This is a genomic window from Glutamicibacter sp. NPDC087673, from assembly GCF_044743255.1.
GTDB lineage: Bacteria > Actinomycetota > Actinomycetes > Actinomycetales > Micrococcaceae > Glutamicibacter.
This window is the reverse complement of sequence record NZ_JBIUWB010000001.1, coordinates 254,962-276,294: the sequence shown is the minus strand read 5'-3', so window position 1 is coordinate 276,294 and position 21,333 is coordinate 254,962. Positions and strand designations below refer to the sequence as shown.

General features: G+C 62.5%; 25 protein-coding genes. 18 read left to right on the top strand and 7 right to left on the bottom strand.

Going from position 1 to position 21,333, the window contains the following annotated elements; genetic code table 11:
* The first annotated feature begins 20 nt into the window (after positions 1 to 20).
* From ACIOTL_RS01290 to ACIOTL_RS01270, 5 genes are read left to right on the top strand one after another with little or no spacing between them, the layout of a single operon-like run.
* On the top strand, positions 21 to 596 hold the full coding sequence (locus ACIOTL_RS01290) for a hypothetical protein (protein WP_400341346.1): 576 nt from the start codon (positions 21 to 23) through the stop codon (positions 594 to 596).
* Positions 593 to 1,162 carry a signal peptidase I gene (locus tag ACIOTL_RS01285; protein WP_400341344.1) on the top strand — a complete coding sequence of 190 codons (570 nt, stop codon included), beginning with the start codon at positions 593 to 595 and terminating at the stop codon, positions 1,160 to 1,162. Before ACIOTL_RS01290 ends, ACIOTL_RS01285 begins: the two co-directional genes overlap by 4 nt.
* Positions 1,159 to 1,845: a hypothetical protein gene (locus ACIOTL_RS01280; protein ID WP_400341343.1), complete on the top strand. Its 687-nt coding sequence runs from the start codon at positions 1,159 to 1,161 to the stop codon at positions 1,843 to 1,845. The genes ACIOTL_RS01285 and ACIOTL_RS01280 overlap by 4 nt, the downstream gene beginning before the upstream one ends.
* Positions 1,842 to 2,417, top strand: coding sequence for a hypothetical protein (locus tag ACIOTL_RS01275; protein WP_332489202.1), 576 nt, complete (start codon positions 1,842 to 1,844; stop codon positions 2,415 to 2,417). The genes ACIOTL_RS01280 and ACIOTL_RS01275 overlap by 4 nt, the downstream gene beginning before the upstream one ends.
* 1 nt (position 2,418) lies before the next feature.
* Complete coding sequence (locus ACIOTL_RS01270) at positions 2,419 to 3,549, top strand: signal peptidase I (RefSeq protein WP_400341341.1); 1,131 nt, start codon at positions 2,419 to 2,421, stop codon at positions 3,547 to 3,549.
* Here ACIOTL_RS01270 and ACIOTL_RS01265 read toward each other — a convergent pair.
* Entirely contained in the window at positions 3,546 to 4,151 is a 606-nt protein-coding gene (locus ACIOTL_RS01265) for a TetR/AcrR family transcriptional regulator (protein ID WP_400341339.1), read from the bottom strand. The genes ACIOTL_RS01270 and ACIOTL_RS01265 overlap by 4 nt on opposite strands.
* Before the next feature lie 140 nt (positions 4,152 to 4,291).
* Here ACIOTL_RS01265 and ACIOTL_RS01260 point away from each other — a divergent pair, with 140 nt between their 5' ends.
* A complete protein-coding gene (locus tag ACIOTL_RS01260; RefSeq protein WP_400341338.1) occupies positions 4,292 to 5,269 on the top strand; it encodes a nitrilase-related carbon-nitrogen hydrolase in 978 nt (325 codons plus the stop codon).
* Entirely contained in the window at positions 5,262 to 6,293 is a 1,032-nt protein-coding gene (locus ACIOTL_RS01255) for an agmatine/peptidylarginine deiminase (RefSeq protein ID WP_400341336.1), read from the top strand. The genes ACIOTL_RS01260 and ACIOTL_RS01255 overlap by 8 nt, the downstream gene beginning before the upstream one ends.
* A gap of 4 nt (positions 6,294 to 6,297) precedes the next feature.
* Here the strand turns inward: ACIOTL_RS01255 and ACIOTL_RS01250 are convergent, their stop codons facing one another.
* Positions 6,298 to 7,473 carry an FAD-dependent oxidoreductase gene (locus ACIOTL_RS01250; RefSeq protein ID WP_400341334.1) on the bottom strand — a complete coding sequence of 392 codons (1,176 nt, stop codon included), beginning with the start codon at positions 7,471 to 7,473 and terminating at the stop codon, positions 6,298 to 6,300.
* Positions 7,474 to 7,586: 113 nt separating this feature from the next.
* Here ACIOTL_RS01250 and ACIOTL_RS01245 point away from each other — a divergent pair, with 113 nt between their 5' ends.
* The 3 genes from ACIOTL_RS01245 to ACIOTL_RS01235 all read left to right on the top strand — a co-directional run bounded on the left by ACIOTL_RS01245 (position 7,587) and on the right by ACIOTL_RS01235 (position 10,298).
* Positions 7,587 to 8,324 carry a sulfite exporter TauE/SafE family protein gene (locus tag ACIOTL_RS01245; protein WP_133834141.1) on the top strand — a complete coding sequence of 246 codons (738 nt, stop codon included), beginning with the start codon at positions 7,587 to 7,589 and terminating at the stop codon, positions 8,322 to 8,324.
* A gap of 78 nt (positions 8,325 to 8,402) precedes the next feature.
* A complete protein-coding gene (locus tag ACIOTL_RS01240; RefSeq protein WP_332489078.1) occupies positions 8,403 to 9,566 on the top strand; it encodes a hypothetical protein in 1,164 nt (387 codons plus the stop codon).
* A gap of 69 nt (positions 9,567 to 9,635) precedes the next feature.
* Complete coding sequence (locus tag ACIOTL_RS01235; protein WP_133834139.1) at positions 9,636 to 10,298, top strand: GPP34 family phosphoprotein; 663 nt, start codon at positions 9,636 to 9,638, stop codon at positions 10,296 to 10,298.
* A gap of 39 nt (positions 10,299 to 10,337) precedes the next feature.
* On the opposite strand, the gene ACIOTL_RS01230 is transcribed toward ACIOTL_RS01235, so the two are convergent.
* Positions 10,338 to 11,003 carry a GntR family transcriptional regulator gene (locus ACIOTL_RS01230; RefSeq protein WP_105656154.1) on the bottom strand — a complete coding sequence of 222 codons (666 nt, stop codon included), beginning with the start codon at positions 11,001 to 11,003 and terminating at the stop codon, positions 10,338 to 10,340.
* A 167-nt stretch (positions 11,004 to 11,170) separates the two neighbouring features.
* On the opposite strand from ACIOTL_RS01230, the gene ACIOTL_RS01225 reads away from it, so the two are divergent.
* The 6 genes from ACIOTL_RS01225 to ACIOTL_RS01200 all read left to right on the top strand — a co-directional run bounded on the left by ACIOTL_RS01225 (position 11,171) and on the right by ACIOTL_RS01200 (position 16,963).
* A complete protein-coding gene (locus ACIOTL_RS01225; protein WP_400341331.1) occupies positions 11,171 to 12,292 on the top strand; it encodes a type III polyketide synthase in 1,122 nt (373 codons plus the stop codon).
* Entirely contained in the window at positions 12,292 to 13,005 is a 714-nt protein-coding gene (locus tag ACIOTL_RS01220) for a methyltransferase domain-containing protein (RefSeq protein WP_400341329.1), read from the top strand. Before ACIOTL_RS01225 ends, ACIOTL_RS01220 begins: the two co-directional genes overlap by 1 nt.
* Positions 12,998 to 14,131 carry an FAD-dependent oxidoreductase gene (locus tag ACIOTL_RS01215; protein ID WP_400341327.1) on the top strand — a complete coding sequence of 378 codons (1,134 nt, stop codon included), beginning with the start codon at positions 12,998 to 13,000 and terminating at the stop codon, positions 14,129 to 14,131. The genes ACIOTL_RS01220 and ACIOTL_RS01215 overlap by 8 nt, the downstream gene beginning before the upstream one ends.
* A gap of 245 nt (positions 14,132 to 14,376) precedes the next feature.
* Positions 14,377 to 14,973, top strand: coding sequence for a hypothetical protein (locus ACIOTL_RS01210; protein WP_332489082.1), 597 nt, complete (start codon positions 14,377 to 14,379; stop codon positions 14,971 to 14,973).
* A gap of 198 nt (positions 14,974 to 15,171) precedes the next feature.
* On the top strand, positions 15,172 to 16,383 hold the full coding sequence (rlmN, locus tag ACIOTL_RS01205; RefSeq protein WP_400341898.1) for a 23S rRNA (adenine(2503)-C(2))-methyltransferase RlmN: 1,212 nt from the start codon (positions 15,172 to 15,174) through the stop codon (positions 16,381 to 16,383).
* A gap of 94 nt (positions 16,384 to 16,477) precedes the next feature.
* On the top strand, positions 16,478 to 16,963 hold the full coding sequence (locus tag ACIOTL_RS01200) for a carboxymuconolactone decarboxylase family protein (RefSeq protein WP_400341325.1): 486 nt from the start codon (positions 16,478 to 16,480) through the stop codon (positions 16,961 to 16,963).
* Positions 16,964 to 17,012: 49 nt separating this feature from the next.
* Here ACIOTL_RS01200 and ACIOTL_RS01195 read toward each other — a convergent pair whose 3' ends face one another.
* From ACIOTL_RS01195 to ACIOTL_RS01185, 3 genes are all read right to left on the bottom strand, one after another.
* On the bottom strand, positions 17,013 to 17,258 hold the full coding sequence (locus tag ACIOTL_RS01195) for a hypothetical protein (protein ID WP_105656161.1): 246 nt from the start codon (positions 17,256 to 17,258) through the stop codon (positions 17,013 to 17,015).
* A 153-nt stretch (positions 17,259 to 17,411) separates the two neighbouring features.
* The gene (locus ACIOTL_RS01190; protein ID WP_388023800.1) at positions 17,412 to 18,260 is read right to left on the bottom strand and encodes a fibronectin type III domain-containing protein; all 849 of its coding nucleotides are present in this window, start codon (positions 18,258 to 18,260) and stop codon (positions 17,412 to 17,414) included.
* Between the two features lie 24 nt (positions 18,261 to 18,284).
* A complete protein-coding gene (locus ACIOTL_RS01185) occupies positions 18,285 to 18,413 on the bottom strand; it encodes a hypothetical protein (RefSeq protein ID WP_286134044.1) in 129 nt (42 codons plus the stop codon).
* Positions 18,414 to 18,651: 238 nt separating this feature from the next.
* Here ACIOTL_RS01185 and ACIOTL_RS01180 point away from each other — a divergent pair, with 238 nt between their 5' ends.
* Together ACIOTL_RS01180 and ACIOTL_RS01175 are read left to right on the top strand one after the other, a co-directional pair.
* Positions 18,652 to 19,848, top strand: coding sequence for a pyridoxal phosphate-dependent aminotransferase (locus ACIOTL_RS01180; protein WP_400341323.1), 1,197 nt, complete (start codon positions 18,652 to 18,654; stop codon positions 19,846 to 19,848).
* A gap of 104 nt (positions 19,849 to 19,952) precedes the next feature.
* On the top strand, positions 19,953 to 20,309 hold the full coding sequence (locus ACIOTL_RS01175) for a DUF2695 domain-containing protein (protein WP_365942751.1): 357 nt from the start codon (positions 19,953 to 19,955) through the stop codon (positions 20,307 to 20,309).
* 3 nt (positions 20,310 to 20,312) lie between these two features.
* On the opposite strand, the gene ACIOTL_RS01170 is transcribed toward ACIOTL_RS01175, so the two are convergent.
* Positions 20,313 to 20,987, bottom strand: coding sequence for a DedA family protein (locus ACIOTL_RS01170; RefSeq protein ID WP_400341321.1), 675 nt, complete (start codon positions 20,985 to 20,987; stop codon positions 20,313 to 20,315).
* Between the last annotated feature and the right edge of the window lie 346 nt (positions 20,988 to 21,333).

Sequence of the window (21,333 nt, the reverse complement as noted above, 5' to 3'; positions counted from 1 at the left end):
GAACGTGGATTGGCTGGTGCATGCCCAAACCCTTGAAGTTCGCCATAGTCGCGGTTGTGCTCTTGCTGCTGGGTATCAGCGCGCAAGGCACGGCCGCAACTTGGCGCGCCGAAAGCACGGTGGATCCTCCAGCCTTGAAAACCGGTTCGCTGGCATTGCTGGCCGGTGGCGAAACCGAGCACCAGTTCGCGAAGCTGTCCGGCAGCGAGCTGATCCCCGGGGCGTTTACGCAAGCACCACTGTTGATCACCAATGCTGGCACTGTGGACTTGACCTATCAGCTGGATGGGGCGGTCAATGCGACCGCTTCGCCGACTGCCGCTGATCGTGCCCTGTCCAGCGCTTTGCAACTGAGCATCTATTCCGGCATGGACCAAGCGGCCTGCGAAGCCGACCAGCCGTTGGCCGGGGAACGGCTGTACGCCGGGCCGCTGGGATCCACCGCCTCCTTCGCAGCTGCCAGGGTGCTGCGCGCCGCGCCGGCGATGGCGAATGAGGCCTTGTGCATTCGTGTTTCGGTTCCCTCCGGGGCACCTCAAACGGCTTCCGGCGGGAAAGTGGCGCTCAAGCTGGGGTTCGCGGGGCAGCAACGATGACAATTGGGAATCGCGTCCGGCGCAGGGAACAGCAGGAACGCACAGGGATCCGGTGGTGGTGCGGGCAGGTGCTTTCCTGGCTCGTGCTGTTCATCGTCCTTGCCCTGATTGCCGTCATGATCGTGGTTCCGAAATTGGGCGGGGCGACGGCGTATACCGTGCTCACCGGATCCATGCGGCCGCATTTGCCGCCCGGTACTTTGGTGGTGGTGAAGCCGATTGACCCGGAGCACCTTCGCATTGGCGAGGTTGCCACCTACCAGCTGGAATCAGGTGAGCCTGAAGTCGTTACGCACCGTGTTTCCGCTATCGGCGCGAGCCTGGGCGGGGAAGAACAATTCATTTTCCGCGGGGATGCAAACAATACCGATGACGAGCCGGTGCAACCCGAACAGATCCGGGGCGAGCTCTGGTATTCCGTCCCGCTCCTGGGATACGTGAACAGCGCTCTGTCACTCCAGCAGAGAACGTGGCTGACCTGGATCGCAGCGAGCGGATTGATCGTGTATTCGCTGGTGATGTTCGGCGGGGCATGGCGTGAACGGCAGGGGAAAGGGCAGCGATGAAGCTCCGTTTTCTTGCAGCCAGCGCGGCCATGACGGCCGTGATTCCCTGCGCAGCGCTCGGCCTGGCACTGCCCGCATCAGCCGCGGAAACTGACCAGGGCCTAAGCTACAGCTTGGACGGCCGGGTCTATTCCGATGCCCCACCGCAGGTATTTGGAGGAGGTCCGGTCTTGGCGCCTGGCGTTGAATCCACAGGATCCTTGTGGATTCGCAATGACCGGGAGTCGGATATCGAAGTCCGCATCCGGACGATCGAGCCCGCTGCGTCAACCCGGATCTATTTCGAAACAGCCGGAGCCTCGGTAGTCCGGTTGGAACCTGACAAAGCCGCGGAATTCGGACTGAGGGTCGGACTGCCCTGGTCGGCGAAAAATGAGTCGGAGGACCAGCAGGTGCCTTCGTTGCAGGTGCGCATCGACGCCGTCGAATTAGCAGGCGGAGATGGGCAAGCTCCGGATTCTTCGCGGCCGCCTGACGAAGGGGATTCGCCCGACAGTGATGCGCCGAGGGAAGAGCTGCCCCAATCGGATCCTCCCGAGCGGCATGATGGGCTCGGAGATACCGGGTTCCGCGGTGCGGCGCTGCTTGCGGCGGCAGGCATCGCGGGCATCGGGGGATTATCGTTGCTTGCTGCGCAACGCAGGAAACAAAAGGAACTTGAAACGGACGGAGTGGAAGAATGAGCGACCGTTCAATGCGCATCAAGGCAATTCTGTCCTTGGGCATCCTCGTAGGATTCGGCACCGTCTCGACGCTGGCCTCATGGACCGGACAAGCGACAGCTACCTCGAACGTCAGCACGGCCACCGTTGCCCTGGGAGTTGGAGCTACTGCGACCAGCGCAACCTCGGCCAGCTACCAGATGCCCATCAGCGGCAATAACCTGTTTCCGGGCTCGACATCGGCATCCGTCGTGACAGTGAAGAACACCGGTTCCATCTCGGCGCCCTATGTTTTCGGCGGAAGAATCACCGAATCGGGCAACGCTGCGCTGGGGGCGGCACTCAATATCGTTGTAAAAACAGGCGCCACGGTCAGCGGCACCGGCTCCAGCGTTACTTGCTCGGGCGGAACCACGCTGCTGTCGAAGAACGCTGGATCCCAGTTCGGCAGTGCCTCGGCCGCCAGGCCCTTGGCCGCCGGCAGCAGCGAAACCCTGTGCGTGCAGTACTCGCTGCCAGTAACCGCGGCCAATACCCTGCAGGGCGCCACGACGGCAATCACCTTGGACTTCACCTCGACGGTGGGTTCATGAGATGAAGTTGAATCGAACTGGACCCCGCACAGGATCTTCGCTGACGCTGTTCCAGCGCCTCGTGCTGAACGCCTGCGCCGCGGCCGGGACCCTGTGCCTGGTCATGGCGGTGCTGGCGTTGGCTTTCGGGATCAAGCCCCTGGTTTTCGCCTCGGGATCAATGGGACCGGGCATCCCCACCGGTTCCCTGGGGCTGGCTGTTCCGACCGCGGTAGAGGACGTCGCCGTGGGCGACGTGGTTTCGGTGGTGGTCAGTGACGAAGTGCGGGTGACGCACCGGGTTGTCGAAAAGACGGACGCGGGGCTGGTCCTCAAGGGTGATGCCAATCCCGTCGCGGACCTGCAACCGTATGCGGTGGACAGCGTCGACAAACTGCTGGCCAGTGTACCGGTCCTGGGCTACGTCGTATCGTGGCTGTCCCAGCCATGGGCCTATTTTCTCGGCGGACTGCTGTGCGCCTACCTGCTCTATGTCGCGTTCATCAAGAGGGCTGGTGGAAGCGGCCGACTTTCATCCGGGCAGGGCATGAATGAGGCCGAAATGGACCCAGGCCCTTTTGCTGGTCGCGAGCATCAAGCCACTGAATTTCGGGTATCCGGAGCTAGTCGGGAATCCATGTCGCAACGATCTCGGCGACGGACCCTGATTCAGATGGCTGGCATGTTTTCAATGCTCACGTTGTGCCTTTTGCCGATTCAAATCGAACAAACCCAGGCAGCGTTCTCCAGCCAAGCGGCGGCTTCCGCCACGGCTACTGCGCTCACGGCTCTGCCCCCAGCCAACGCTAAATGCACAGGCAATGTCGGGGACCAGCAGACCATCCGATTCGATTGGTCGGTTTCCGGACCAGAACCAACGTCCTATACCATCACCGGACAACTCAATGGCAGCTCGACGGTAAAGACAGAGTCGCTTGCTGGCAACACGCGAAGCTACACGACATCCCTGTCTTCGAGCCAGGGTCTACTGGGTGCCCTGCTGGATTTGCTCGTAGGCTTCGACAGAAAATTCACGGTGGCGATCAGGGCGAATTACGGATCATGGAGTTCAGCCCCGGTGAGCTTTACTCAAATTCATGGCAGCGCTGGACTTCTGGGCAGCAACAAGCGTTTAACCTGCCAACCGCACTAGTCTGGCAGCGAATATAGACCATTGATAATCAGATCAAGGCCCACCGCAAAGGTATTTGACGCCCGGTCCTCGTCGCCCAGGGCAGTGGCCAGTGACTCGCTGAAAGCGCGTGTCGACTCTCCGTCGATTTCCCATACATTCTCAGGTGCCGCCGCATCCAAGGCGGATCCGAGCACAAAGGAGTCGACGATCGTGATGGCCTGCAGCCGCCGCTTCGGTTCGAACCCGGCCATAGCGAAGGCCTCGGCCAGTGCATCGTAGACGCGCAGCGTGGTGCTGTCGCGGACTGTGTAGCTGGTGAGCAGTGGGATCAGCCGTGGGTGCCTTGAATATGACTCCCAGTAGGACGTTGCAATTTGCCGTACGATCTCCTGCCAGTCGCTGGAAACGCTATCTGGCAGGCTGATCGCCGACATGGCCCGGCCTCTCATCAGCTCGATGATCTCATCCTTGCCGGACACGTGGTTGTACAGGGACGAAGCGGAGACCGAGAGGGCCTTGGCCAATTGCGGAAGCGTGAACTCGCCATGGGCGTCGATGAGCTTGAGTGCGGCATCGGCGATTGCGGCGGTGCTGAGCTTCGGCTTGGAAGGCCTGGCCATGAATTCTCCCGTTGTTGAAGGTTCTGGGTAGAGCTTACACAAATAAACGAAAGTCATTCGTTAAATCTCTTGCGTCGAGGGGTTTGCTGGACCTAATCTGTAAACGAATACCATTCGTTTAATATCCGAAGGGGAGCCCAATGCAAGAGATCCTGGCCCTTGAGCCACCCGTTTCCCCAGCGCGTGCCGAAGCCAAGTCGCGCGGCGAGATCACCATTGCGCTGGTGCAGCACCGCTGGCGTGAAGACCCGCGGGAACTGCGCGGGGAACTGGAGGACGGCATTGCCCGCGCGGCCAAGCATGGCGCGCGCATCGTCTTCCTCCCGGAATTGACCCTGGGCAAATATCCGGCCTTCGAGATCCCGGACGCCGACGCCGCGGACGAGACCGCCGAGGATCTGGAGAACGGGCCGACCGTGGCCTTCGCCCGCGAGATGGCCGCGAAGTACAACCTGCACGTGCACATCTCGCTGTTCCGCAAGGCTCCGGCCGCCGACGGGTTGGGATTGAACACCGCAGTGGTTCTTTCCCCGCAGGGCCGGATCGTCGCGCTGACCAACAAGCTGCATATTCCGCGGACCGCAGGCTACTACGAGGACAAGTACTTCCGCGAAGGGCCCAATGACGAACCCTATCCGGTGCACCGCATCGCGGCGCTCGGGGACCTGGCCATGGGCCTGCCCACCTGCTGGGATGAATGGTTCAGCGAGCCGCCGCGCATCTATTCGCTGGCCGGAGCGGACCTGCTGGCCTATCCCACCGCAATCGGTTCCGAGCCGGACCACCCGGACTTCGACACCGAGCCGCTGTGGCGCCAGACCATCATCGGCAACGGCATTGCCAACGGGCTGTTCATGGTTGTCCCCAACCGGTGGGGCGACGAGGGAGCACTGGACTTCTACGGTTCGTCATTCATCTCGGACCCCTACGGCCGCATCCTGGCCCGCGCCCCGCGCGATGCCTCAGCGGTGCTCGTGGCCACCTTGGATCTGGATGCCCGGCGCGACTGGCTGACGCTCTTCCCCTTCCTGCGCACCCGCCGGCCCGATACCTACGCGGCGCTGGCGGTGCCGCGCGAAGACGCGCAGCTGGGAGAACGGAGCCAGTCCCATGCCTGAGTTGCGCATGCCGGCCGAAACCGAAGCCCATGAGCGCATCTTCATGGCCTTCCCCTCCGGCGGCTACACGCTGGGAGAGACCGAGGCGCAGGCCGAAGCGGCCCGTGCAGCCTGGAGCGCCGTGGCCCGCGCGATCAGCGCATTCACCCCGGTCACGATGGTGGTGGACCCGGCCAGCGAAGCCGAGGCCCGGCGCCATCTGGGAGATTCGGTCAGCTACTCCCTGCACGAGCTGGACGATGCCTGGATGCGCGATTCCGGTCCGAGCTTCGTGCGCACCCCGGACGGACAACTCAAGGCGGTGAACTGGAACTTCAACGGCTGGGGCGCGCAGAGCTGGGCGTCCTGGGACAAGGACCGCCTGGTCGCGGGCCATGTCGCGCGCCTGGCTGGCACGGCTCAAGTGCGGGCATCGATCACCAATGAGGGCGGCGGGATCCACGTGGACGGCGAGGGAACGGTACTGGCCACGCGCAGCGTCCAGCTGGATCCGGGGCGCAACCCGGGCAGGACCGAGAAGGACATCGAGGCCGAGTTCGCCCGGCTGCTCGGGACCGGGAAGACCATTTGGCTCGATCGCGGGCTGAGCCGGGACAACGAGGAATTCGGCACGCGCGGCCACGTGGACATCGTCGCCTGCTTCGCCCGGCCCGGCGTGGTGCTCTACCACGACCAGCAGGATCCTCGGCACCCGGACTACGCGATTTCGCAGGCGGTGCGCGCACGGCTGGAGCAGTCAACCGACGCGCAGGGACGGGCGCTGGAGCTCATTGCCGTGCCGGCGCCGACGGTGCTGCGCGATGCCGAGGACTGGGTGGATTATTCCTACATCAACCACCTGGTGACCAACGGCGGGGTCATCGCCTGCAGCTTCGATGATCCCAACGACCACCAGGCCGCGAGCATCCTAGCTGCGGCCTATCCCGGACGGGAAGTGGCCAGCGTGGATGCGCGCGAGCTGTTCGCCCGCGGCGGCGGCATCCACTGCATCACCCAGCAGCTGCCCGCCACTGAACGGGGATAGGCCCCTAGCCCAAGCCGACCGCGCGGCGGCGTTCCAGGAAGACCGGTTTCGCCGCCGTGCGAGTCGCGGAAAACAGGGGGTCGGCCGCACGCCGGCCCAGGGCCAGGTCGGCCAGGTATTCGCCGATGGCGGGCACGAATTTGAAGCCGTGGCCGCTGAATCCCGCGCCGACGGTGACCGGCCCCAGCGAATCGAGGATGAAGTGCTCGTCTGCGGTGTTGGCGTAGGTGCAGGACACCGTTTCGTAGCGCGATGGATCCGCTCCCGGAAGCCAGCGTGCCGCGTAGTCCTGCAGCCCGCGCAGCTGCTCGTCGCTGGCCTGGTGCGGCCGGCGCTCCGGATCGATGATCCGTCCGGAACCATGCCAGCCCACCTTGATGCCTTCCCCCGGGGTGCGCATGCCGTAGATGGGCCCGAAGACGCGTGATCCGATATCCCGTGCCGGATCCAGGGTGTGGTTGAACCCCGGCCAGTGCGCCGGCAGGTCCTTCTGCGCGAAATGCACCGGGTGCTCTTCGGTGACGTGGATGGCAGGAAGCTTGAACGCATCGCCCAGCAGCTGCGCGGTCCAAGCCCCCGCGGTGACGATGGCATGGCGAGCCCGGATAGCCGACATGGTGCCCTGGTGCTGGACTTGCACCGCGACACGGTCATCGGCAAGCACCTGCAGAGCGGTCACCCGGTGCCCGTATTCCACGGCAGCTCCGTGCGCTACGGCCAGCTTCTGCAGCGAAGCCACCGCAAGATCGGCATTGATCTGGCCGCCGGCGGGGATATGCAGGACTTCGGTCTCGAACTTCATTCCCGCGAAACGCTCTTCTGCCGCAGCGATGCTCAGCAGCTCGCTGCCGAATCCTGCGTGGGCGAGGACCTGGTGCATTCCCCGTTGTTCGGCAACGATTCCGTGATTGACCAATCCGGTGCGCTCCAGCAGCCGGGTGCCGGCTTGCTCGGAAAGCGAATCCCACAAAGCGTCGGAACGCTGCAGCAGGCGAAGATACTCCGGTTCGGTGTAGGCAGGATTGAAGTTGCGGGTTGCTCCGTGCGAGGCGCCCTCCAGATGGCCCGGAGCAAAGCGTTCCAGCAGCAGGACCTCGTGCCCGCCAGAGGCTAGGGACCACGCGGCCGCCGAGCCCATCGCGCCGCCGCCGATAATCAGGAAATCTACGTCATTGCTCACCTCTACAGCGTAAAACTCCAACTGAAGCGGGCTCCATTCAATTGACTCATTGGCCGTGGACTAACGTAATAGAGGATGGCGATCGGGAAAGCGGAGGCAACGTGGAGCAAAGCGTGCAACTAGCGGCGGTAATCGGCTTGGCAGCTGCAGTTTTCGTGGGCGCCTCCACGCAACGAATCTCCGGAATGGGGTTCGCGCTGGTCTCCTCGCCCTTCCTGGTCATGGTCTTGGGACCCCATGAGGGGGTCATGCTGGTCAACCTGCTCGGCGCCTGCAGCAGTTTGCTGATCTTTGCGCAGGTCTTCCGTCAGGTCGAGTACCGGAAGGTCGCCTTCATGCTCATACCGGCCATGCTCATGACCGTTCCCGGAGCTTGGCTGGCGAACTCGCTGGAGGGTCCATGGCTTTCCATCGGCATATCGTTCATGGTGATCCTGGCACTGGTTTCGAGTTTCATGATTCGAAATCTCGCGCTGGCCCAAAGTAAGGGATTGGCCATCGGCGCCGGGGCAGTTTCCGGATTCATGTCAGTGACCGCCGGTGTCTCCGGCCCGGCCATCGCGGGATACGCCGTGGCCAGCCGCTGGCCGCAGGCGCAATTCGCCATCTCCGTGCAGCTCTACTTCCTGGTGCTGTCGCTGACGTCCCTGGCCGCCAAGGGCGGCATGCCACAGCTGGATTGGCAGCAGTGGGGTGCTTGCCTTGGCGCGATGGTGCTGGGCATCTTGCTGGGCAATTACCTGGCTCCGAGGATCCCGCAAAAATTCAGTCGCGCATTCGTGATACTGATTGCCTTCGGCGGTGCCGTGAGCCTGATGGCCAGCGGCTTGGTCGACTTGGCCTCCAACTAGCGCAGTGCGCTGCTGCGCAGTGCGCGGCGGCGCCGCGGGCGGTACACGTTTTTCAATGAAAATGAGAGAATGTACTCCGTGCATTCCCAATATCCCGATGTAACTCTCAGCAAACGAGTCAGCGAGCTAGACATTGAGCGCCGTGCCCTGTGGGCCGGCCTGTTCTGTTCCCTATTCGGGTTGGTTGTGGGGCTCATTATCTTCGCCGGCGAACGTCCGCCGCTCTTTGGCGATCTGTCCGTGGGCATCGTCTCCGCCGTTTGCGGTGCTGTCTCGGCCGGAACCAGCAGCGCCTATGCTTTCCGTTCGATGCTGAGAGCACGGGAACCGTGGCTGAAGAAGATTCCCAAATGGCGCCAGATCGTCACGGCCCTGGGTCTCGTATTGGTGCACGTAGCCAGTTCGGTCATGATCCTGCTGGTGGTCTTCCATTTGTTCCAGCAAGCCTTCTACGGGCTGCATCTGGATGTGCTTGCAGGCGCGCTGGCAGTCAGCGTCGCCACGGGCATCTCCGCCTACCTGTCCCTGGAAGCAACCGCGCGCATCAACGCGGAATCACTTTCCGTGGTGCTGGGCATCTTCATGAGCGCCGGGGTGCTGATCAGCATGCTGCTGGCCGAAGACCAGGGCTGGTGGCAGAGCATGTTCTCTTCGCTGGGAACCACGCAGGCCGGCATGGGCTCGTTCTGGACCTTCAACCTCACGCTGGTGATTTCCGGCTTGGTGCTGGCGGCCTTCACCGAATTCCTGACCCGCGACCTGGTCCGCCTGGCCCAGTCCTACCGTTGCCGCCCGGCGCTGGAAAGGTACAGGATTGCACGAATGGTGCGTCCCCGGCCGCGGCTCGTGCGCTGGTGCCTGCTGATTGTCTCGGTCGGCATTATCGGCATTGGCCTGGTCCCCTTCGATCTGTCGATGGAAGTGCATTCGGCCTTCGTGCAACTGGTCTCGGCGGCCATGATCTTCTTGCTGCTGGGCACCATCGTGCTGCTGCCTGGCTACCCTGCGGTATTCCATATGCTCTCCTACGCAGCCATTGGCGCGATCTGGGCGGCCTTCCAGCTGTGGACCGAATGGTCGTACTACAACCTGACCGGTTTCGAGCTTTCGGTCGTGGCCATCATGTTCAGCTGGATCTCGGTATTCATCCGCACGACGTCGGCGATGACCCAGGACCGTTCCGAACCCCGCACCACCCATTCGCCTTCCGAAGTAGCCAAGGCGAAGAAGTCCGCGGCCTAGGGCGGCCGAGCCTGAATATCCGTCGGAAGGCTGAAGAATTTCGCCTCCGCAGGCCGGTAGCCTGAAAATATGTTGATTGCAGAAAAGCTCTACTTGCTAATGGCCGATGACTCCGAAAAGCCGGAGACAGTTGTATCAGCTACGGGATACGGCATGAATGCTGCCATCATCACCGACTTGATGATCGCTGGGCGTGTGGCGCTGAGCGAGGATCAGCAGCGGCAGATCCAACTCATCGGTGCCGGCCCTTGCCCGGATCCAGTTCTCGCCGCGCCATTGGAAAAGCTGGAAAAGAGAGGCAATCTGAGCCTCGACGAAGCGGTGAAGATCAATTCCTTGTGCGATGCCCGCTCGCTGACCGATTCCTTGGCCAAGGGCGGGATCATCGAATACGGTGAACGCACACTGCTGGGCTTGGGCAAACAGCGGGTCCGCATCATCAACCAACAGATCCAGCGCCAGATCCGGACCGATTTGCAGGGCGCCCTGCACGGGCAGAAGATCCCGGGAACCAGCGACACCACCGTGCTCGCGATCTTGCAGGCGATAGGCCTGGTGAACGATGTGCTGGAAGAAGAGCTCGCACCCATGACGGGAAGCCAAGCGCAGTCCCGGATTGCGGAACTCGCACAGGATTCACCAGCAGCCGACTCCGCGCAACGGGCAGTAGCAGCGATGAACGCCGCCATCGTTACCCAGCGCGTCATTCCGCCCGCGCCTGGCAAAAAATAGCTGGACGGCGCTCGAAAGGAAAGACTACTGCGCGATGATTCAGCGCAGGGTGCTCAATCCCGCATCCATGACCACCTGGATAGTGGAACGGTAATGGCTATTGAGCAGTTCACCGAGCAGGGCTGCATTACGATCCAAGGCGGCATCCAGGATTTCCTGGTGCTCCTTTTCAACGTTGCGCTTGCCTGCGGCCTTCGACGGGGCAGCCCAGCGGCGGTACAGCTCGGTGAAGTTCGAAAGGTCGGCAGAGAGCTTGAGCATCGGCTGGCAATCGCACGGTACCAGCAATGCATGGTGGAATTCGCGGTGCGCCTCGGACCATGCGGGGTTGACGGTGCCAGGTTCCTCCGGCAAACGCCGCGGAGTGCGCGAAAGCTTGTGGTGGGCTGCGATCAAGTTCGATTCCCACGCGACATCTCCGCGCTCCACCGCCAAGCGGGCGGCCAGTGCCTCGGTGGAACACCGCAGTTCGGTGATATCCGCCAGTTCGCGCAGGTTCAGATCCGGCACGAAGAAACCGCGGTTTGGGCGGATGACCACCAGGTTTTCCCCCGCTAGCCGGGTCAGCGATTCGCGGATCACGGTGGTGCTGGTCTCGAACTGCTCTGCCAAAGTGGTCGGCTGAAGGCGGTCACCGGGGGACCAGAAGCCATCAAGGATGGTTCGGCGGATACCCTCCAGGGAATGAACTGATGCCTTTGCCAAGCTGACCTCTTCATGCGTGATCGATTGAATCTGATGTTAATAACAATAATCATATTCTTCGCAGGGGATAGATAATCCACGCGCACGGCGGAACAGAATACCCGGGCTATTGCTGGTAATTCGCCAAAGCTGTTTACCTTCCCCCGCATCGGTCCTAGGCTCGGGTCATGTCAGTGAAGATCCGCACGATCCAAACCGCAGTTCCCGCGACGACCCTGGCCCAGGAAGAGATCCGCGATGTCTTTGCCAGCCAGCCGAACCTGAGCCGGCTGGGTGAACGGCTCATCGCCACCTCGTTCAACTCCGCCGCGATCAGCACCAGGTACAGCTGTGTCGATGAATTCGACCTCTCCCTGCCCGAACCCGAAACTCCGCTGTTCTACGACCGGGTTGAAGGCCGGCTGCTCTCCCCGAGCACCGCCGAACGCAACGGCATCTATGCGAAGCAGGCCAGCGCGCTGTTCACGAACGCCGCGAAAAAGGCTCTCGACGCCTGCCCGGACCTTGCCCCGGAAGATATCACCCACGTCATTACCGTCTCCTGCACCGGGTTCTACAACCCGGGCCCGGACTACCAGATCGTACGGGCACTGGGGCTGGCACCAAGCACGGTGCGCCACCACCTTGGTTTCATGGGATGCTACGCGGCGTTCCCAGCCCTGCGCGCGGCCCGCGACTTCTGCCTGGCCGATCCGCAAGCCACCGTGCTGGTGGTCTGCGCCGAGCTGTGCACCTTGCATGTGCACAGCTCCAATGACCCGGACACCATCATGGGCTCGGCCATCTTCGCCGACGGGGCCGCTGCGGTGATCGTCTCGGCGCAGGGCAGCGGGCTGCTGGAAATGGACGGCTTCGAAACCGTGCTCACCCCGGTGGGTGAGGAGGCCATGGCCTGGAATATCGGCGACCACGGATTCGAGATGGTGCTGGGCACCTACGTTCCGCACATCATCGACGAGCACATCACCGGGGCGCTGCAGCCGCTCTTGGCCAAGGACGCCGACCCGGAACTCTCCGTGGACCGGATCCAGCATTGGGGTCTGCACCCCGGGGGCCGGGCCATCCTGGACCGGGTGCAAAACCGGCTGGGCCTGGATGACCAGCAGTTGGTGCCAGCCCGCGCGATCCTGGATCGCTACGGGAACATGTCCAGCGCCACGGTGCTATTCGTGCTCAAGGAAATCCTGGAAGCGGCCGCTACGGACGAGGGCGAAAGGGTCTGCTCCATGGCATTCGGTCCGGGGCTGACGGTGGAATCCGGGCTGTTCACCATATGCCGGCAAGGATAATGCTCCGGCTGGCGCGGGCAGCGGAAGCCATCGAGGAAATGGACCGCCCGGATTGCGACCCGGTGCTGCTGCGCCGCACCTACGCCCAGTTCCCTCTGGTCAACCGGGTAGTAGCCGGCTGGCGGGGCAATTACGTGCAGTACATCCGCCCGTTGCTGGCGCGCCGGGTCCGGGCCAGGATTCTGGACGTGGGCTGCGGGGGAGGAGACATTGCGGCGAATCTGGCGCGCTGGGCGCTCGCCGACGGGTTCGAGGTAGCAGTGTGCGGCATCGACCCGGATCCCCCGGCCATCTCCTACGCCCGGCAAGCGCTGCAACGCTGCAAGCTGCCGCGCGGGGTGCTGGAATTCCGGGAAACAACCAGCACCCGGCTAGCGGCCGACGGCGAGCAGTTCGACCTGGTGCTCTCCAACCACCTGCTGCACCATCTGGGTACGGACCAGCTGCGCCAGTTGCAGGACGAGACCGAGCAATTGTGCACCGGGATCGGGTTGCACAGCGATATCCGGCGTTCCCCGGTGGCGCTGGGCCTGTTCGGGCTGGCGACCCTGCCGCTGGCAGGCAGTTCGCTGATCCGGCGCGATGGCCTGACCTCCATTCGGCGCAGCTTCGTGCCGGGGGAACTGAGGCCATTGCTCCGCCCTGGTTGGGAGGTGCGCACGCAGCGGCCCTACCGCAACCTGCTGCTCTGGGAAGCTGGCGGCCATGGATGACGCCGCGATCATCGGCGCCGGGCCGGTGGGCCTGGCGCTGGCCATAGAGCTCGCCCACAGCGGGCATGCCGTTCGGGTTTTCGAGCAGCGCGGCGCACCGGTAGCCCACTCGCGCGCCATCGGCCTGCATCCTCCAGCGCAAGAGGTCCTGGCGCGGCTCGGCGTGGGACCGGCGGTGCAGCGCGGCGGCGTGCAGATCCGCGGCGGACTGGGGATCTCGCGCGGGCGGAGTATCGCTTCGATGGATTTCTCCACTATTGGCGGCCAGTATCCCTATGTGCTGTCCTTGCCGCAGCAGGACACCGAGCAATTGCTGCGCGAGCGCTTGGAGCAGCTGGCACCGGGGTCATTGATGATGGACTGCGCTTTCGAGCAGGTACTTGGGCAATCGGAGCAAGCCGTGGAATTTGCCGCTGGCGGCGTGGCGCACCGGGCCCGGTGGCTGGCCGGAGCTGACGGGGTCCGCTCCGCGGTCCGCAGGGATCTCGGCGTGGGCTTTGCCGGAAGGGAACATCGCGACCGCTACCTGATGGGGGACTTCCCGGAGACCACTGGGCTGGCGCACACTGCGGCGCTTTTCCTGCATCAGCAGGGGATTGTCGAGTCCTTCCCGCTGCCGGCTGCACGGCGGCGCTGGGTGGTGCGCATCGAGCAAACCCAGGTCGATGATTCGCCGGGCATGCTGGCCGAGGCCATCTTGGATCGCACCGGATACCTTCTTGACGCCGAGGCCTGCACGATGACCAGCAACTTCGGCACTGCCACCCGGATGGTGCCCTCGATGGTCCATGGGCGCGTGGTGCTGCTGGGCGATGCGGCCCACCAGATCAGCCCGATCGGCGGGCAGGGGCTGAGCTTGGGGCTGGCTGATGCGCAGGCGGTGGCGCACCTCATTGCTGCCAGGGCGCCCATGGGAGCACTGGATGATCGCCGGCTCGGGGCAGCGCGCAGTGCGGCTCGGCGTGCGCAGGTGAACATGCAGTTGGGCCGGGCCCTGCCGCGCTGGGCTGTCCCGCTGCGGGATTCGGCGATGTCCCGGCTGGCTTCCAGTGCCTGGTTGCAGGGGAAGGTGGCGCGAGACTTCACGATGACCGGTCCCGGGCAGCGTTCGGTTCCCGTTGCGTGACGAAAGGGCAACGTTTCGATGACTGGTTGCGAACGGAGCATCTATCCGGATGGCGCCCAGATGCGGTGAGAGTGCATATGAGGGCCGGAGCGCAACAGCACGGCCAGACCCGCTGCCGGCCAGCGTGCATTGCGTCCGGATAACTCTTATGTCTATCTATTGAATTAACCGGAGTGGTGGTCGCACACTGGACGGCATCACTTGCGCGTGCATCGAGGCATGCGAAGCGGAAAGGACCCATTATCATGAAGAAGAAGACTGGTGCAGGGCTGTGCGCCGCAGGCACCGCGATTTTGGCGCTGAACGCGCTTGTCCCCGCTTCGGCGGCACCCCCGGAAAAGACCGACACCACCTGGCTCATGGGCGAGGTAGCCCATGTCGGAACCCTCGACGGTTTTGCCGGCAACTCGCACCTGATCAGCTTCTTCGCACGCACAACCGGCTCAGGGGATGCGACAGTGGTGAACTTCGACTGCCCGGCAGGAGAAATGCCGTCATGGGATCCGGACAGCGGTTGCGAGACGCTGGGCGCTGTGGGAATGTACGGCGATGCGCTGGAAGTGCACATCGACAAGCAGCTCGCCAACGGCTCGGTCAGCGGAGAAGTCAGGGTTTACCTGGGTGAAACCGACCATGGCGAGCCCCTCTGGGGCGAAACCTTCCAGCTGGAGGCGGTCATGGCCGGCACCGGTGATGCGGTGGTTACCCGCGAGCATCAAGATGGATTCCGGCACTGGAGCAAAGACCGACCGGCCTCTGCCACCAGCGGGCATCTGGGGGACATGGACCTTGCCGGTGCCGTGGGCAACCTCGGCCACCTGAAGGAATCCTTCAAGTACTGAACACCCGAATGCAGCAGTGCCGCGCCGCCGGTAGATTGGCGGTGCGGCACTGTTTTTGCGTGCCCAAACTCACCGCCAAATACTCGCGGATACATGAAACAATAGGTAGCAATGACTTCCATCGATTCCACCCCACTTTCCGCCGAAGAACGCAAGGCACTGCGCAATGAGCAGGCCGCGGCCCAGCGCGCCCAGCAGATGCGCATCTCCAAGTCCCGAGCCGAAGCCGAAGGCCGCGCCCAGGTCGTTCCAACCGCCGAAGGCTGGAAGCAGGAGATGGGTGCCGATGGTCGTCCAGAGCTGCAGTTCGCCACCAAGCGCCGTGTCTCCCAGCCGCCAACGCACCTGGCTGACCTGTCCCTGGCCGAGCGCCAGGCCAAGCTGAAGGAACTGGGACTGCCGGCCTTCCGCGCCAAGCAGCTCTCCGTGCACTACTTCCAGCACTACACCACCGACCCGGAGAAGATGAGCGATCTTCCCAAGGAGCGCCGTGCGGAACTGGCCGAGGCCATGTTCCCGAAGCTGCTCACCGAGGTCAAGCGCCTGGAAACCGATGATGGCAAGACCATCAAGTTCCTCTGGCGCCTGTTCGACGGCTCGCTGGTCGAGTCCGTGCTGATGCGCTATCCGGGCCGCATCACCCTGTGCATTTCCTCGCAGTGCGGCTGTGGCATGAACTGCCCGTTCTGCGCCACCGGCCAGGCGGGCTTGACCCGCAACATGTCCACCGCTGAAATCCTGGACCAGATCGTCCAGGCCAACCGCGTGATCGCCGAAGGCGGACTGGGCGGACGCCAGCACCCCGAGGAGCGCGTGGGCAACATCGTGTTCATGGGCATGGGCGAGCCGCTGGCCAACTACAAGCGCGTGATGAACGCCGTGCACCGCATGGTCGCCGATGCCCCCGAGGGCTTGGGCATGGCCGCCCGCGGCATCACCGTCTCCACCGTTGGCCTGGTTCCGGCGATCCGCAAGCTGACCGAGGAGAATGTCCAGGTCACCTTCGCGCTGTCGCTGCATGCGCCGGATGACGAGCTGCGCGACGAGCTGATCCCGGTCAACTCGCGCTGGAAGGTCGACGAGGCACTGGATGCCGCGTACGACTACTACGTGAAGACCGGTCGCCGTGTCTCCATCGAGTACGCGCTGATCAAGGACATGAACGACCACGAATGGCGTGCAGAAATGCTGGCCAAGAAGCTGAACGCGCGCGGCCGCGGCTGGGTGCACGTGAACCCGATTCCGCTGAACCCGGTGCCGGGCTCCATTTGGACCCGCAGCGAACCGGATATCACATCCAAGTTCGTTCGCCGCCTCGATGAGCTCGGCGTGCAAACCACACTGCGTGATACCCGAGGCAAGGAAATCGACGGCGCCTGCGGCCAGCTCGCAGCCGACGGCGACAAGTAGCATTTACCGTGGAGACCAGCTTTCGCTGGTCTCCACGATGCGTTAACGAGCCCTCTTCGTGCAGGAGGGCTGCGCCTGCATGTATGGTTCTGATATGGCCGTTTCAGACCCGCTTTTCCTTGATAAGACCAATCCAGAGCTATGGAACTCGATTGGCAGATTTTCCAAAGATGTCGCCAAGTCCTACCGCGCAGCCGGAATCAGCGACCGCACCGCCGAGCTGGTCAACCTGCGCGTCTCGCAGATCAATGGATGTGCCTACTGCCTGGACCTGCATGCCCGCAAGGCACTGGACGCAGGGGAGAGCCTGCAACGCATCAACCTGCTGAGCACATGGGATGAATGCGGCGGCCTGTTTAGCGAAGAAGAATGCGCAGCACTAGCCATCGCTGAAGCCGCTACCGACCTGCCCAAGCCAGAAGAGCGTATCGCCGCGGTGGCATCGGCCCGTCTGGTGCTCAGCGTGGAGCAAGTGGCAGCCATCCAATGGATCGCCGTCGCCATGAACGCCTTCAACCGGATTTCGATCCTTTCCCGTCACCCGGTCAAGGAACGCGAACTGGAAAAGACGGGCAAATAGCAAAAGGCCGCCGTTTGCCCGGGTAGGGGAAACGGCGGCCAATACCAACTCAGGCGTTGGCTTTGCGCACGGCTTCGGTGTAGCGGCGTTCGAATTCTTCGGCGCTGACCACTTCTCGTTCCACGCGGAAGGAAGACTCGTCAATCCCCAGAACTGCAGCGATCAGTGAGCGGGTGTAAAGGGCGATCTTGCGTGATTTCCGGGTGGACGTCACATGGTCCAATTCCGGAACCCAGATGTTCCACCAGCCGCCTTCCTTGCCGACTACTGCCTTGAAAACGCGTTGCTCACTCATCTGCTGCCTTACTCTCTACGATGCTCTGACCAGCGTCTTGCCGTCTGCTTCAATACTCCACTACGTGCAGCCGTGGCGACAAGTCGTCGCTGCCGTGGGCACTACTTCGCCAGCGGCACGCCATCCTTGCCTACCGCGAAGCTCACGACGTCGTCATAGGCGCGTCGCTCGGTCTTTTCCAACTGGTATTCCGAATCCTGCTGGGGGAAAATGTGAACCGGGGTCAAGGTCGGTTTCCGTGCCGTAGCCGCCGTTCAGCGCCGCATAGGTTTCCCAATTGCCCAAAGCTGGAAGCAGCGGAACGCTGGAGGCCAAGTCCGAATGCTCGCCGGCCACATGGCCGAAGAACTCGTCCCACGCCGGCTGGTATCCCGAACCCTGGGTGAGATCGCCTGCCATCATGACCAGGTCCGGATCGGCAGCTTCGATGTGCTTGAGGTTCTCGTTGAATGCGGTGGACTGGTCCAGCGGGTAGCGCAGGGTCGGTTCGCCGTTGCGGGTGGTCATGCCGAACTGCTGGTCCCATTTGGACCCCGCGCCCGGACGCTGGATGGAATCTGCGGTGTAGCCGTTGACCGGGGAGAGCTCCCACTCGCGGTGTTCGGTGCGTCCGCGTGGTTCGGTTTCAGAATCTGAGAACGCAATGATGCGCACGTTTTTCCACGCCCCGCCCTTGGGAGCTGTTTTGAAAGCCGCGCTGTGGGTTTCTCCTGATTGGGTCACGGTGTAGTTGTAGGACTTTCCGGGCAGCAGGCCCTGGAAGGTCACCGAGTGCTTGTAGTTCGAATTCGACTTCAACCACGAGCCCTGTTCCAAGCCCTCGATCTGCTGATCAAGTTCGGCCCGGGTGTATTCCATGAGATCCAGGTACTGTGGTGCGCTGCTCTGCTTCCCGGACTTTCCCAGTCCCGGTCCCGAGAGGCTTATCGTGCCCGGCTCATCGGTTTCGCTGATCCAGTTGATGGTCATCGACGTGGCAGCAGGAGCTTGGAGGTAGGGCAGTACGCGGAAACCCGGTTCTGGGGACTAGGCCGTTACCGCTGGAAGCGCGGAAGCAGCGGTTCCTGGCAGAGCAGCGGCGCTGGCTGCCGGCGCCAAGACCAACGGGATCAATACAGCGGCGGCAAGTGCGGCCGAGAGGGGCTTGTTGTTCATAGTGCGTTCTCCTGTGCGAGGTGTCGCCTGCAAAAGGCGGGTACCTTGAGGATGCCCGGAGCGCGTGCCCCAAGGGTGGATATGAGGCAAACGAAGGGTGAACTGGGTCGGTGAGCCTGCTCACCGGCTGTCTCGCGCACTAATACCAAGCTGGAGCCGATAGCCTTGAAGCAGATAGCTGAGAAGACCAAAGCGAGGGCGCTTCGGTTTTCCAAGCCTGCGAAAAGAAGGACAAACAGTGCAAGCCTCCCAGCGTTCCAAGGTAGCTCCCTTTGAAGTGATGCAAATTGTTGATCAGGTCGCCACGATGCGGACCTCCGGCCACGACGTGATCTCGTTGTGCGTGGGAGAACCTGGCGGCGGTGCTCCAGCGGCCGTGAATGACCTGGCCGCGAAGCTGCATGCCGAGCATGCCGACTTCGGGTACACCTCAACTGCGGGACTGCTCGAAACCCGACAGGCCTTATCGAAGCACTACCTCGATACCTATGGCTTACAGATTCCCGCAAAGAACTTCGTGATGACCACTGGTTCATCCGGTGCGTTCCAGCTTTCGTTCTTGGCAGCCTTCGATGCCGGAGACGTGGTGGCGCTGGCCCGTCCCGGCTACCCGGCCTACGCCAATATTCTGCGTGCCCTCGGGCTGGAAGTTGTCGACTTGCCCACCGGTGCAGCGCAGCGTTACCAGCCCACCGTGCAGCTGCTTGAGGCGGCCAAGAACGAGCATGGACGCCTTGACGGGCTGGTTGTCGCGTCGCCGAATAATCCCACCGGAACCATGTTCAGCGCCGGCGAGCTCTCGGACTTGGCCACCTGGTGCGAGGCCAATGATGTGCGGCTGATTAGCGATGAAATCTATCACGGCATTGAATTCGTCCCAGACCGCAAGGCACACACCTCGTGGGAGTTCTCCCCCTCGTCCATTGTTGTCTCCTCCTTCTCCAAATACTGGGGGATGACCGGCTGGCGCCTGGGCTGGATGATCGTGCCCGATGAGCTAGTGCCAACGGTGGACGCACTGGCTTCGAACCTCGCCTTGTGCGCTCCAGCGCCAGCACAGCGCGCGGTGGCGGCTGCCTTTGAACAGCAGAGCCTCGATGAAGCCAATGAGCGCGTGGCCGAGTTCGCCCGCACCCGAGCCCACGTGTTGGAGCACTTCAGCAGCTTGGGCATCAGCGAGGCAGCTCCCGCCGATGGGGCTTTCTACCTCTACGGCCGGTTGGCCCCCGAAGTCTTGGAGCATTTCGGTTCTGCGGGCAAGTACTGCCAAGCGGTTTTGGAGCATGCGCATGTGGCGCTGACCCCTGGCGGCGATTTTGATCCGTTCGAAGGCCACCTGTTTATCCGCTTGTCCTTCGCGGCCGGATATGAGCGTGTGGCAGAAGCGCTGGAACGCGTTGCGGCTTTCCTCCGGCAGAGCTTGGCAGGGAGCTAGTTTTCCACATTGGGTGAGCAATGCGCTGCGCGCGGCGCTTCAAAATGGACAGTGGATGGCAGTAACGCTTCGTTACTGCCATCCACTGTTTCAAGGAGCCACCAATGCCTGCAGTACTCGAACCTGTAGAACATGAATGCCTTGCGTGCTATTTGTATCGTGCGGTCTGCGCGCAAGGATGCGACGGGACCCATCTCTTCCTCTTGTCTTATCGCGATGCGAGCGCTCCGCGAGCTACCGCGATTGACCGGAAAATGCAGCTGCTGGGCGGATTCTGCGACTGCGAAGTGCTGGCCAATGCCATCCGCCCGATCACGCGTGAAGCGATTCAAGCCGTGGATAATGACGAAAATCTTGTCTGCAAAGGAGTACGCCGCGGCACAATTCAACCATGTGGACATTGGTTGATGCGCCGCGGCGTACAGTGGGGCGGCGGTCAGTTCCGCCGCCGAAGTGCTTGAAGATCAGTTTTCCGGGGTCTTGCTCTTCGGCTTGCGGGCCTTGAGCAGTTCAACACCGATAGGGATCACCGAGATGAGGACGATCAGGACGAAGATCAGGTCGATGTTCTCTTCGATCCAGGTGAATTGGCCCAGCCAATAACCCAGCAATGTGACGCCGATTCCCCACAGGGCGGCACCGATCAGGTTGTAGAGGATGAAGGTCTTGTGGTTCATCTTCGCTACGCCAGCGATTACTGGGACGAAGGTGCGGACCACTGGAACGAAGCGTGCCAGGATCACCGCGCGGCCGCCGAACTTCTCGAAGAACTCGTGGGCTCGCTCAACGTTCTTCTGCGAGAAGAAGCGGGAATCCGGTTTCTTGAAGATGGCAGGTCCGGATTTCTTGCCAATGATGTAGCCGGTCTGGTCACCTGCGAAGGCGCAGACAAAGATCGCCGCGGCGAAGAGCCACAACGGAATCTGGATGGTGCCGGTAGCAATGAGCATGCCAACGGTGAAGAGCATCGAGTCGCCTGGCAGGAAGAAGCCCACCAGCAAGCCGGTCTCGGCGAAGACAATGGCGCAAACCAGCAGCAAGACCCATGGGCCAAGCGCGGGGTTGTTCAGGAAGACGACTGGGTTCAACCAGTCGGGCAGGAAAGCCGCGCCCATGGTTGGAGCCGCATAATCGGTCACAAGGGAAAGAAACGAAGAATGATCTAGCACAGCAAAAATCCTACGTGAGTACGCTGTGAGTTTCCCAGAGTGCCATCCGTAATCTCTGGTGGGGGACAACCCGGCCACAAGGGCGAAAATCTCCAAGTTGTTCGTTGACCCGTAGTGATCATGGCTTTTCACGGGGCCAGCAACGAGAGCCGGGGGAACATTGGGAAGCGGCAAGTTGCCAAGCTCACAGCGGGATTCGACGTAAAAGTCGGCGAGGTTGCATCGAGCCACCTGGATTCGGTCCATGACAACGGTCATGGGCAACGCATGACTTTCTGCTCTTCTGCACACCCGGCAAAGGGGGAAGACTAAGAAG